General features: G+C 72.5%; 8 protein-coding genes. 5 read left to right on the top strand and 3 right to left on the bottom strand.

The window, feature by feature from the left end; genetic code table 11:
• Positions 1–5: 5 nt before the first annotated feature.
• Complete coding sequence (locus tag ACFY10_RS05315; protein WP_390663682.1) at positions 6–1,427, bottom strand: ABC transporter substrate-binding protein; 1,422 nt, start codon at positions 1,425–1,427, stop codon at positions 6–8.
• Positions 1,428–1,626: 199 nt separating this feature from the next.
• Between ACFY10_RS05315 and ACFY10_RS05310 the strand changes: the two genes are divergently transcribed.
• The 4 genes from ACFY10_RS05310 to ACFY10_RS05295 all read left to right on the top strand — a co-directional run bounded on the left by ACFY10_RS05310 (position 1,627) and on the right by ACFY10_RS05295 (position 5,371).
• A complete protein-coding gene (locus tag ACFY10_RS05310; RefSeq protein WP_390663681.1) occupies positions 1,627–3,099 on the top strand; it encodes an FGGY-family carbohydrate kinase in 1,473 nt (490 codons plus the stop codon).
• Positions 3,096–3,704, top strand: a complete 609-nt coding sequence (locus tag ACFY10_RS05305; RefSeq protein WP_390663680.1) for a histidine phosphatase family protein — start codon at positions 3,096–3,098, stop codon at positions 3,702–3,704. The genes ACFY10_RS05310 and ACFY10_RS05305 overlap by 4 nt, the downstream gene beginning before the upstream one ends.
• 248 nt (positions 3,705–3,952) lie before the next feature.
• Positions 3,953–4,723, top strand: coding sequence for a LamG domain-containing protein (locus ACFY10_RS05300; protein WP_390663679.1), 771 nt, complete (start codon positions 3,953–3,955; stop codon positions 4,721–4,723).
• Positions 4,724–4,786: 63 nt separating this feature from the next.
• Positions 4,787–5,371, top strand: a complete 585-nt coding sequence (locus tag ACFY10_RS05295) for a sigma-70 family RNA polymerase sigma factor (protein WP_390663678.1) — start codon at positions 4,787–4,789, stop codon at positions 5,369–5,371.
• A gap of 3 nt (positions 5,372–5,374) precedes the next feature.
• On the opposite strand, the gene ACFY10_RS05290 is transcribed toward ACFY10_RS05295, so the two are convergent.
• Positions 5,375–6,307 (bottom strand): hypothetical protein, encoded by a 933-nt coding sequence (locus ACFY10_RS05290; RefSeq protein WP_390663677.1) that lies wholly within the window; start codon positions 6,305–6,307, stop codon positions 5,375–5,377.
• Positions 6,308–6,555: 248 nt separating this feature from the next.
• Here ACFY10_RS05290 and ACFY10_RS05285 point away from each other — a divergent pair, with 248 nt between their 5' ends.
• Entirely contained in the window at positions 6,556–10,935 is a 4,380-nt protein-coding gene (locus ACFY10_RS05285) for an FtsK/SpoIIIE domain-containing protein (protein WP_390664139.1), read from the top strand.
• A gap of 112 nt (positions 10,936–11,047) precedes the next feature.
• Here the strand turns inward: ACFY10_RS05285 and ACFY10_RS05280 are convergent, their stop codons facing one another.
• Positions 11,048–12,226 (bottom strand): hypothetical protein, encoded by a 1,179-nt coding sequence (locus tag ACFY10_RS05280; RefSeq protein ID WP_390663676.1) that lies wholly within the window; start codon positions 12,224–12,226, stop codon positions 11,048–11,050.
• Positions 12,227–12,235: the final 9 nt, after the last annotated feature.

Raw genomic sequence — 12,235 nt, 5'->3', positions numbered from 1 at the left:
GCCGCTCAGCCCACCTTGGAGGCGAGATCGCCCGCCAGCCCGTTCAGCACCGACTTCGCGTTCTGGCCGCCGTAGATCTCCTGGAGGGACGCGGCCCAGCTGGTGGTCGCGTCGAAGAACTGTGCCTGCGGGGTGAACTGGATCTTCGTCTGGTCGACGACCGTCTCGAAGGTCTCGATGAAGCCGGGCAGGTGCTTCATCTTGTCCTTGTAGGCGGCGTCCTGGCTGATCGACTTCCGCACGGGGTCGATGTGGTTGTTGGTGATGGCGGCCTTGCGCAGATGCTCCTTGCCGGTGGCCCACTGCAGGAACAGCCAACTGGCGCTCTTCTTCTTGGACTTGGCGTTCATGCCGAGCGACCAGATCCACATGTTGGTGGCGAGGGAGCCGCCCGGCCCCTTCGGCCCGGGATGGAAGGCGATCTTCCCGGAGGCGGGGGAGGCCCCTGCCACGGCCTGGAAATAGGCCGCCGTGTCCGCGTCGAAGAGCATGCCCGCCTTCTTCGCGCCGAGGTCGCTGGAGCACTGGTACCAGGTGTACGACGTCCACGACGGCGGCCCGCCCTGCTTGACCATGCCCGCCCAGTCCTGCGTGAACGCGATGGCTTCCGGGGTGTTCATGGCGGGCTTGAGCTTGCCGCCGTGCACGGTGAAGTCGTGCAGGCCGTTGCGGGCGTACATGGTCATGAAGCCGGGATGGATGGTGGCCCAGCTGCGCGATCCGCGGACGGCGATCCCGTACATGCCGTCGTAACCGGCGCCTGGAGCCTTCTTCTTGATGACCCCGGCGATCTCGCGCAACTCGTCGAACGTCTCGGCCGGTTTGAGGCCGAGCCTCTTGAAGACCTCCGTGTTGTAGGCGACGACGTTCGTCTCCCAGCCCCACGGCAGCGCGTACTGGCCGCCCTGGCCGAGGGGCGCGCCGTCCTTCAGGGACCACTGGTCGGCCTGGAGAAGGTTCGGGAAGAAGTCGGCCTGGTCCCAATCGGCCTCCGTGGCCGAGGAGTTGCGCATCCAGGGCCCGAGATCCTCGAGCCAGCCCGGCGGCCCGTACTGCCACACCATGTAGGCCCCGAGCATGAAGACGTCGTACGAGGCGCGCCCGCTCGACAGGTCCACGGTGAGCTTGTCGAAGTAGTTGTCCTCGGGGAAGACGTCGTACTCGATCTTGATGCCGGTCTTGGCGGTGAAGGACTTCAGGTCGGCGATCAGGGCGTCCGTGTACGGGTGCTTGTTGAGCAGGGCCTTGACCGTCCTGCCCTTCTCCCGCTTCCAGTCGAAGGAGCCGGTGACGTCGTCCGCGGCCGAGCCGTCGCTCTTCTTGCTGTCGCCCCCGAAGCCGGCACCGCAGGCCGCGAGTAACGGGGTCGCCGCGGCCCCGGCGGTGAGGGCGAGGAAGCGTCGGCGGTCGTGCACGTGCGTGTCCATCCGTGACCTCCGCGTGGGGTTGGGCCCGGTGCGCTGTCTGGGTTAACACGTTGAGTCGACTCGCTAACAGAGGGTGTAACGGCGGAAGTTGCGCGTCAATCCCTCGCGCAAGGGAAAAACTCGGGTCAATATCGAGTGAGGGTGTGAAGTTCACAGACTCGGCCGCGATGCCACGAGCAAGAAGAGCCGGGAGGCGCGGATGACGGATGAGGGTGCAGGCGAGGTGTGGCTGGGAATCGACCTGGGCACACAGAGCGTCCGGGTGCTGGCGGTCACCGGGGACGGCACGGTCCTCGGCAGCGGCTCGGCACCGCTCGGTGGACTCCGAGTGGGGGAGCGGCACGAGCAGGACCCGGGGGAGTGGTGGGAAGGCGTGTGTACGGCGTCGCAGGCGGCGATCGGTCCCCTTTCGGGGGTACGGATCGGCGGGCTCGCGGTGTGCGGGACGTCCGGGACGGTGCTGCTGACGGACGGCGAGGGGCGGCCCCTGAGCCCGGCGCTCATGTACGACGACGGGCGGGCGGCGGCCGAGGGGGCGTGGGCGCGCGGGGCGGGGCTGGCCGTGCAGGACACCTGGGCGCTGCCCAAGGCGCGATGGCTCATCGAGACCTACGGGCGGGGCCGCATCACCCACCAGCCCGACGTGATCACCGCACGGCTCGTCGGCGCACCGGTGCCGACCGACTCCAGTCACGCCCTCAAGACGGCCTACGACGTGGAGCGCGAGGCCTGGCCGGACGTCATGGGCCTGCCCAGGGGCGCCCTCCCCGACGTCGTCCGCCCCGGCACCCCGCTCGGCGAGGTCTGCCCGGCCGCCGCGGAGGCCACCGGCATCCCCGCCGGCACCCCGGTGATCGCCGGGATGACCGACGGCTGCGCGGCCCAGATCGCCTCCGGCGCCCTCCGCCCCGGTTCCTGGAACTCGGTGCTCGGCACGACGCTCGTCCTCAAGGGCGCCTCCCCGGCCCCCGTCCATGACCCGACCGGCGTGGTCTACAACCACCGTGCACCGGACGGGAGTTGGCTGCCCGGCGGGGCGTCGAGCGTGGGGGCGGGCGTGCTGACGGCCGCTTTCGCGGGCGCCGACCCCGCCGCGATGGACGCGCGGGCGGCCGCCCACGAGCCCTCGGGCGCGGTGGCCTACCCCCTCGTGTCGCCCGGCGAACGGTTCCCGTTCCTGGCGCCGCACGCCTCCGCCCTGGTCCTGGGCGAGCCCGACGGGGAGGCCGACCTGTGGGCCGCGCTGCTCCAGGGCGTCGCCTTCACCGAACGCCTCTGCCTGGACTACCTGCACCACCTGGGCGCCCCGCTCGACGGCCCGCTCACCTTCACGGGCGGCGGCGCCCGCAGCCCGTACTGGAACCAACTGCGCGCCGACATCCTGGGCCGCCCGGCCCGCGTACCGACACAGACGGAACCGGTGCTGGGCATGGCGGCACTCGCGGCGTACGGGACGGGTGCGGGCTCCCTGGCGGACATCACCGACCGCATGGTCCGCATCCGTACGGTCCTCGAACCGGACCCCGACCGCACGGCTCTCTTCGCCGAGCCGTACGCCCGTCTCGTCGACGAACTGGCGGCGCGGGGCTGGCTGCCGGCACCGGTGGCGGCACACGCACACGCGCGCCTCGACCTGGACACCGCGAACCACGGGAAGACTTCGGACTCATGAGCACGACCCTCCTGCTGGCCCGCCACGGGCAGACCGTCTGGCACGCCGAGAACCGTTACGCGGGCGTGAGCGACATCGCCCTCACCGACACGGGCCGCGCCCAGGCCGAAGCCCTCGGCCGCTGGGCCGCCGCCCACCCCGTCGACGCGATCTGGACGTCCCCGGTGTCCCGAGCCGTCATCACCGCCGCCCCCGCCTGCCGTGCCCTCGACCTCACCCCGCACCGCGAACCCGACCTGCGAGAATGCGACTTCGGGGCGGCGGAGGGCCGCACCCTCGCCGAGTTCGCGGCCGACCACCCGAAGGCGGCGGAGGCCTTCCGTGCGGATCCGGTGGCCAACCCGTTCCCGGGCGCCGAGGACCCCAGGGCAGCCGCGGAGCGCGGAGCCGAGGCCCTACGCCGCATCGCCTCCGCCCAGTCGGGCGAACGCGTCCTCGTCGTCGCCCACAACACCCTGCTCCGCCTGGTGCTGTGCGAGTTGCTGTCGATCCCTCTGGGTGAATACCGCCGAGTCTTCCCGCAGTTGCGCAACGCGGCGCTGAGTGAACTCCGTATGACGGAGGGAAGGGCTGCTCTGCTGGCGCTCAATGTGCCATGTATGTGAGGCCCATGACCGCTGCCCACTGTCCATCGCCCGTGCCCGCTCCGCCCGCTCAATCTGCGGGATTCGCCCCCGCAACGGGGCCGTAGGGGAAGGCCTGCCGGCATGGCGCGAGTCCAACTGAAGGACAGTGAGCGGGAGTTCATGGGGCCATACCTGCCGATCGGTGAGTACGGCGTGTGGTGGGCCGCTTCCCGGTCGTACACGTGATCTAGAGTGATACATCTACGCCATACGTGTCGGGGAGACTCATGAAGCGCAGATGGTCGCTCATCGCCGCGATCGCCGTACTGGCCGTCGCGCAGGCCTATGTCGTCGCGCATCTGGTGCGCGGCCAGGGGTCAGGACAGCAGCAGGCCGGGGCGAAGCCGGCCGCTTCCGGTCCTGGCGCCGGCGGCGCGGCGCCGCGCGGCGCCGGGTGGTGGCCCCTGCACCGGTCCGGCACCGCGAAGGCGGGGCGGCACGATGCCGTGATCCACGGCGGCACGCAGTGGACCGACGGCCCCACGGGCGGCGCCCTGCAGCTGGACGGCACCAGCGGATACGCCGAGACCGGCTCCCGGCTCGACACCCAGGGCAAGGACTACTCGGTCGCCGCACGGGTGCGGCTCACCCCTGACGACATGGACGGCTTCCACACCGCCGTGTCCCAGGACGGCGACGGGGCCAGCACGTTCTTCCTCCAGTACTCCGGGTCGGACCACAGCTTCGCGTTCAGCTTCTCCGGCGCCCGCACCCTCGCGGAGGCCGCCGGGAAGCCGGAGGCCGGCCGCTGGTACCACCTCACGGGCACCTACCGCCAGGAGGACCACCTGATGCGGCTCTACGTCGACGGTCGGCTGGCGGGAAGCAGGGTGGCCACCAACAGCGTGGACCCCACCGGCGATGTGGTGATCGGACGCGCCAGGTTCAACGGGAACCCGGTCGACTACTGGAAGGGCGACATCGCCGACGTGCACATCTACAAGCGGGAACTGACATCCCGTGAGGTCCGGTCGCTGTCCTCTCGCGAGCCGGGCTGACGCCGGCTCTCCCACAGCCAGCCGACACGTCTTCCCCACAGACGACCGGAGAGGAACAGGCCTTTGCCGGCCAGCACTTCGAGCGAAGACCGCAGACCCCGCCCCACCCCGGCGGAATCCCGCCCCGACGACTTCCTCAGGGCCCTCTATCACTTCCACAGCGCCGCGTTGCTGCAGTTCGCCGCGCGGCGGCTGGAGGGCGACTGGCACCGCGCCGAGGACTTCCTCCAGGAGGTGGCGATACGGGCCTGGCGGCACGCCGAGGAGATCGACCCGACCACGGACTCGGCACGACCGTGGCTGTTCACCGTCCTGCGCAATCTCGTCATCGACGGCCACCGGGCACGCCAGGCCCGGCCGCCGGAGGTCGGCGACCCGGAGCTCGTCCACCTGCCGGTCTCCGACGAAGTGGACCACGTCCTCACCTCCCTGGTGCTCGTCGAGGCGTTGCGGGACCTGCGGCCGGCGCAGCGCGAAATCCTGCTGCACGTGCACTACCTGGGGCGCAGCGTCAACCAGACGGCCGAGGTGCTCGGCGTTCCGCCGGGCACGGTCAAGTCGCGGACGCACTATGCGGCCCGCGCCCTGCGGGAGGCACTGCACCGCCGCGGGCTGCACGTGGACGGCCTGGACCGCGAGGCCTGCTGAGACTCATGCGAAACGTCCCACATGCCGGGTGATCTCCAGGCCGAGCGGTCCGGTGTCGAGCGAGCCGTCGGCACCGGCCCGCCAGCGCCATCCCGCGGGTGCCTCCCCGACCACCAGCAGCGCGTCCCCGCGCCGCAGAGCGTTCAACGCCCCTTCCCGCTGCGGAAGCTGCGAGGCGTCCACGACGAACAGGCGCGGCGCCTCGTCCTTGACGGCGGTCCGGCTGCTGCCCTCGATCACCCAGGAGACCTGGGTGACGTCGGCCGCATCGGACTCCGGCCAACCCGGGGCCCCCTTGGCGAACGCCTCCCCCAGGGTGGCCGCGGTGTGCAGACGCGAGCTGCGCCGCCCGTCGCCGGTCACGAGCCCGTCGTCGGCCAGGGATCCCACCAGGGTGACCTCGGCGAGGGCTCCCACCGGGCCGGAGAGCGTCTCGACGACGAGGGCCCGCACCAGACTGCGCACCTCCTCGTCCGGGCCCGTCACGGAGATCGGCCCCGTCGCCCGGGAGAGGTCGACCAGCACCCGGTCGGACCCGTCCAGCCCCACGGTCACCGTCAGCGCGTACGGCAGGGCCGGCTCGCCCTCCGGACCGCGGCGGTGCAGGTCGTCGGGCGAGACCGTCCAGCGCTCGCCGTCCGCCTCGGCGGTCCAGGGCGCGGGGGCGGTCTCCTCCGCACCGGCCAGCAGCAGTCCGAGCCGCTCCCCGGAGTAGACGACGGCGTACAGGTCCGGCAGCGACCGGCCGGAGCGCAGGCACTCGCCCGTCAGCCGGCGCAGGCCGGCGTCGACCACGTCCAGTGCCTGCCGTCCCACGACGGCGGCCGAGGCGGCGACGGGCTTCGGCGGGCGGGCCCGCCACTCGGTGACGACCAGCGCGGCCACCGCCCCGACCAGCGCCAGCCCCAGCACCACGGCCAGGACGTACCAGATCATCTTCTGACTCCTTGTCGGGACGCCCCGGCGACGGAGCCGGGACGGTCACGGGCGGGGGCGGCGGCGCGGCGAAGTCGCGGCGCCGTGCACCCAAAGGCCACTACGGGGCCGGCCCGCGGATGGTTCACCGGCGTGTTCGTGAACCATCCGCGGGCCGGCTCCGTAGGCCAAGTCAGTGGCCCGGGAGCCGACGAGCAGCACTCCCGCGGCCCCCGTTCACGCAGGCTGGAGGACGTTTCGTGTCGTTGATGTTGACCGTGGTGGAGGGGGACGGTGACGCCTTCGACGTCCACCTCGACGCCGACCCCGACACGCCCCTGAGCGCCGTCGCGGCGGCGCTGGCCGAGGCGGGCGGCGTCCACCGGCCCCTGGAGGGCCTCGGCCTCTACGCCGGCGACCGGCTGCTGCCGGCGGACCTGACGCTGCGGGACGCGCCGCTGCACCATGCGGCCGTCGTCGGCCTGGGCCGCCCGGCGGGCACCTCGTCGGCCGAACCGGACGGGCTGGTGGAGGTCCGTGCGGTCGGCGGGACCGGGGCGGGCGCGGTGCGCCGGCTCGGCATCGGCGAGTACCGGATCGGGCTGGCGCACGACGGGACCGCCCAGGTGCTGGGCACCGTACCGGACCGTCCGTTCGCCGTCCTGACGGTGGGCCCCGGCGGGCGCTGCCGCGTGGCACCCGACGAGTCCGCGGACGGCGGCGACCTGCAACTGGACCGCGAGGACCTCACCGAGCCCACCGCCTGGGCGGTCGGCGAACAGCTCCTTGTCGGCGGCAGCCTGCTCGAACTCGCCCTGCCGGAGCGGCCGGACGCGGCCGTGCAGCCGTCGGAGGACGGTACGGGCCAGGACTACAACAGGCCGCCGCGGCTGCGGCCGCCGGTGAACGCCACCCGCTTCGCCCTGCCCTCCCCGCCCGCGACTCCCGCGGCCCGCCCGATGCCGTGGATCACCGCGCTTGCGCCACTGGTGATGGCGGGGGCGGGCGTGCTGGTCTTCGGCCGTCTGTCGATGCTGCTGTTCGGGCTGCTCTCGCCGGTCGCGATCCTCGGCAACTACCTGGTGAACCGGCGCAGCGGACGCCAGTCCCACGCGGAAGCGGTCGCCGCCTACAAGGAGAAGAAGGCACGGATCGAGGGCGATGCGAAGCAGGCCCTGGCGGCCGAACGCACCGCCCGGCGCCGCGGTTTCCCGGACCCGGCCGAGGTCGTCCTGACCGCCGTCGGCCCCCGGCGCCGCCTGTGGGAACGCCGCACCACGGACGCCGACTTCCTGGAACTGCGCATCGGGACCGCCGACCTGCCCTCCGAGGTGGTGCTCCAGGACCCGACCAAGGACGAACACCGCCGCCAGGACCCGTGGACCGCGTACGACGTCCCGGTGACCGTTGCGCTGCGCGAGCACGACGTGCTGGGAATCGCCGGCGAGGGCCCGGCCGCGCGCGCCGTGGCACGGTGGGCGGTCGCCCAGGCCGCCGTCCTGCACAGCCCCCGTGACCTCCAGATCCACCTGCTGACGACCGGCGGCCCGGGCCGGGACGCCTGGTCCTGGCTGCGCTGGCTGCCGCATGTGCGCAAGAAGTCCGGCGACATCCCGGCCAGCATCGGCTACGGCACGGAGAGCTGCGCCCGGCGGGTCGCCGAACTGACCGCGCTGATCGCCGAGCGCGCCGGAGGGGAGGACCGCCGCAACCGGCCCGGCGGAGCCGACGTGCTCGTCGTCCTCGACGGGGCCCGCAGGCTGCGTTCGCTGCCCGGCGTGGCGCAGATCCTGCGCGACGGACCGTCCGTCGGCGTTCGCGCGATCTGCCTGGACGCCGAGGAGCGACTGCTGCCCGAGGAGTGCCACGCCGTCGTCGTCGAGGAGCCCGGCCAAACCGTGCGGCTGGGACGCTCGGGGAAGGGCACCGTCGGCGGCATCCGGCCCGACGGGGTGTCCCTGGACTGGTGCCGCTCGCTGGCCCGGGCGATGGGCCCGCTGCGGGACCCGGGCGGGGCCGACGAGGAGGCCGCGGTGCTCCCGGGTGCCGCGCGGCTGCTCGACGTGCTCTCGCTCGACCCGCCGCAGGCCGCCGGTATCAAGGCGCGCTGGGCGGCGGGGGGCCGCTCGACCCGGGCGGCCGTCGGCGTCTCCCTGGACGGCCCGTTCTTCCTGGACCTGCGGCGCGACGGCCCGCACGCGCTGGTCGCCGGCACCACCGGTTCCGGCAAGTCCGAACTCCTCCAGACGCTGGTCGCCTCGCTCGCGGTGGCGAACCGCCCGGACGCGATGACGTTCGTCCTCGTCGACTACAAGGGCGGCTCCGCGTTCAAGGACTGCGTGGACCTGCCGCACACCGTCGGCATGGTCACCGACCTCGACGCCCACCTGGTCGAGCGGGCCCTGGTGTCGCTCACGGCGGAACTCACCCGGCGCGAGCACGTCCTCGCCGAGGCCGGTGCCAAGGACATCGAGGACTACGTCGAGCTGCTGGAGCGCAACCCGGCCGGCCGCACACCGATGCCCCGGCTGCTCATCGTCATCGACGAGTTCGCCTCGATGGTGCGTGACCTGCCGGACTTCGTGAAGGGCCTGGTCAACATCGCGCAGCGGGGCCGCAGCCTCGGCATCCATCTGATCCTGGCGACGCAGCGCCCCAGTGGCGTGGTCTCCTCGGAGATCCGCGCCAACACCAACCTGCGTATCGCGCTCCGGGTGACGGACGCCGGCGAGAGCCAGGACGTCCTCAACTCGCCCGAGGCCGCGTCGATCTCGCAGAGCACACCGGGCCGCGCCTATGTGCGCCTGGGCCAGAACTCCCTCGTGCCGTTCCAGTCCGGACGGGTCGGCGGCCGTCGGCCCGGCGCCACGGCGAGCTCGCTGCCCGCCCCCTGGGCGGTGGTGGTCGGCTGGGAGCGGCTCGGCGAACCGCTCCCGCCGCGGCCCCGCGCCGCGGCCGCTCCCGCCGAGGTGGAGACCGACCTCACGGGACTCGTCGCGGCGATCCGCGAGGCGGACCGGGAGCTGGGCATCCCCGCACAGCACAGCCCCTGGCTGCCGCCCCTGCCCGAGCAGCTGGTCATCGGCGAACTGCCGCCGGCCCCGCCCTCGGACTACGACCTCGCGCCCGTCGCGTACGGCGTGGTGGACCTGCCCGCCCAACAGGCCCGGCTCCCCCTGGTGATCGACCTCGCGACGCTCGGGCACCTGCACATCATCGGCTCGCCCCGGCAGGGCAGGTCGCAGACGCTGCGCACGATCGCCGGCACCCTGGCCCACGCCCACGCCCCGGACCGGCTGCACATGTACGGCATCGACTGCGGCAACGGCGCCCTGCTGGCGATGGAGGGGCTGCCGCACTGCGGCGCCGTCACCCAGCGCACCCAGCCCGACCGGGTGGCCCGGCTGCTCGCCCGGCTGACGGCGGAGCTCGCCCGGCGCCAGGAGCTGCTCGCCGCCCACGGCAGCGCCGACCTGCCGGAACTGCGCCGCAGCCTGCCCGAGGACGAACGGCCGCCGCACATCGTGCTCTTCATCGACCGGTGGGAGGTCTTCGACAAGCAGCTCGGCGAGTACGACGCCGGGAACCTGCTGAGCGCCGTGCTGACCCTGCTCCGGGACGGCGGGAGCGTCGGCATCCACCTGCTGGTGACCGGTGACCGGGCGCTGTTCTCCAGCCGGGTCAACGGCTCCACCGAGGACAAGCTCGTGCTGAAGCTGAACGAGAAGTCCGAGTACGGAATGATCGGGATCACCCAGCGGAACGTGCCCGACGAGATCCCGCCGGGCCGCGCCTTCCGCGCCGCCGACAAGGCGGAGGTGCAGATCGCACTCCTCACCAACGACCCGGGGGGCCAGGCGCAGGCCGTGGCGCTCCAGAAGATCGCCGAGCAGTGCCGTCGGCATGCGTCCCACCTGCCGGCCGCCACCCGGCCGTTCCGCGTCGACACCCTCCCGGACCGGCTCACCTGGGAGGAGGCGGTCCGGTACGTGCCGCAGCCGCTGACGTCCGCACGCTGGGCCCTGGCCGGTGTCGGCGGCGACGAACTCGCCGCGTTCGGACCGGACTTCGGCCTCACGCCGACCTTCCTCGTCGCAGGCCCCGCCCGCTCGGGCCGCAGCACCGTCCTGGCGACGCTGGCACTCTCGCTGCTGTCGGTCGGGATGCCCGTCGTCGTCGGTGCGCCCGCCAGGTCGCCGTTGCGCCGCCTCGCCGGACGGCCCGGGGTCCTCGCGGTGTTCGACGAGTCCGATATCGACCCCATCGCGCTGGAGGAGGCGCTGGCGTCCTCGCCGAAGGGGGCCGTGGTGCTCCTGGACGACGGCGACCTGCTGCTCAAGACGAAGGCCGAGTCCGTCCTCACCCGGATCGCCAAGTCCGGTACCGAGATGCGCCGGGGCCTGGTGATCGCCGGGCAGACCGACCGGCTCTCCTCCGGGTTCTCCGGCTGGCACACCGAGGCCCGCCGCCATCGGTGCGGACTGCTGCTGAAGCCGCAGAACATGAGCGACGGCGAACTCATCGGCGTCAAGGTGCCCCGCAGCCGCCTGGGCGCGACCCGCCCGGGCCGGGCGATCCTGCACCTGGGCGACGGCGTGCTGCGCACCGTCCAGGTCCCGGAGACGGTGCTCCCGGCGGCCGGGGACTGACCGGTCGTCCACACAGATCGAGGGCTCCCGCCGCTGACGCCGGCGGGAGCCCTTGTATGCCTCATGCCCCCATGTCTCATGCCCCGGTCGGATCAGCGCCCGGCGAGCGGCCTCACGCGTCCACGGACCCGCCCGGCGCGTTCCCGCTGAACTCGATGGGGCCGTAGATGAGGCCGCCGATGCCGGTGATGAGTCCCAGTCCGTTCAGGATGCCGTCCAGCATCGACAGCGCCGGCCGGCCACCGACCACGACGGTGGACGGGATGATGACACTGGCTCCGCCTCCGAGGAGGTCGAGTTCGAGCACCGGTGGCGCCGAGAAGATCTCGGTCGGATACCACTTCTTGAACAGGTTCTTGATCCACTGCCCCAGGCCGACCTTCCCCAGGGCGCCGATGCCCTTGCCGGCGATGACGGCGATCCCGCCCGCGGCGAGCCCCACCACGCCCAGGACGATGCCCACGATGTCCCAGTGCCCGGTATCGACCCCTTTCCCGATGGTGAGGCCCAGCGAAGCGGCTCCGAAGATGAGAGCGCCGATGGTGAGAGCGACGCCGATGGGGCCGGCGACGAACATGGCGATGACACCGAGAACGGTTCCGATGATGGAGAAGACCTGGTTCAGGATGTCCCCGATCTTGTCCCAGAAGCTCTTCCCCTTGACCGCCTCGCCCTCGGCCTCCTCCAGCTCGCGCTTGGCCACAGCCGCGTCGGAAGTACGCAGTTCCTGCGCGTCGACGGCCAGCAGCCGGGCCGCCTCCAGCTCCGCGTGAGCCGACTCGACGGACTGCGCGGCCGAGGATTCCGCCTCCTTCGCATCAGCGATGGCACGCCGGGCGTTGCTCTTGGCCGCCTCGTCGTCGGGGGGCGGGGGCTGCGCGCTGTCGAGGCTCTTCACATGGGCGCTCGCCGCGGACGCCACCTCGATGGCCGAGTCCAGCCGTTGTTTCGCCTCGCGGCCCCTCTCCAGCGCCCGGTCCGCCTGGTCCTGGCTCTCCCGGAGGCCGATGGCGTACTTCGCAACTGCGTCGGCGGCCGCCTCGTAGGACGACTGGAGCTTGCCGACCTGGGTGGGCAGTTCCTTGAGCTGCGTCCGCAGCTTCTCCATGGACTTGCCCTCGCCGAGTTCGTCGGAGTCCAGCCGGACGACGACGGAGTGGGCGGACTGGGCGTCGTTGGAGATGGACCGGTACTCGGCGGCGAGTCGTTCAAGAACCTCGGGGTCGCCGGGTGTCGGGTCCGACGAGAAGCCGAACACCGATTCCCAGTCGGCCAGCGGTGGCCGTGCCATGTCCCGCCC

Source organism: Streptomyces sp. NPDC001401 (assembly GCF_042895385.1).
In the GTDB taxonomy this organism is placed as follows: Bacteria; Actinomycetota; Actinomycetes; order Streptomycetales; family Streptomycetaceae; genus Streptomyces.
This window is presented reverse-complemented; position numbering and strand designations above follow the sequence as displayed.

Excerpts from the sequence above, each read along its gene's own strand:
- ACFY10_RS05285 (WP_390664139.1), top strand. The coding sequence starts at position 6,556 with ATGTTGACCGTGGTGGAGGGGGACGGTGACGCCTTCGACGTCCACCTC.
- ACFY10_RS05290 (WP_390663677.1), bottom strand. The coding sequence starts at position 6,307 with ATGATCTGGTACGTCCTGGCCGTGGTGCTGGGGCTGGCGCTGGTCGGG.
- ACFY10_RS05305 (WP_390663680.1), top strand. The coding sequence starts at position 3,096 with ATGAGCACGACCCTCCTGCTGGCCCGCCACGGGCAGACCGTCTGGCAC.
- ACFY10_RS05315 (WP_390663682.1), bottom strand. The coding sequence starts at position 1,427 with ATGGACACGCACGTGCACGACCGCCGACGCTTCCTCGCCCTCACCGCC.
- ACFY10_RS05310 (WP_390663681.1), top strand. The coding sequence starts at position 1,627 with ATGACGGATGAGGGTGCAGGCGAGGTGTGGCTGGGAATCGACCTGGGC.
- ACFY10_RS05300 (WP_390663679.1), top strand. The coding sequence starts at position 3,953 with ATGAAGCGCAGATGGTCGCTCATCGCCGCGATCGCCGTACTGGCCGTC.
- ACFY10_RS05280 (WP_390663676.1), bottom strand. The coding sequence starts at position 12,226 with ATGGCACGGCCACCGCTGGCCGACTGGGAATCGGTGTTCGGCTTCTCG.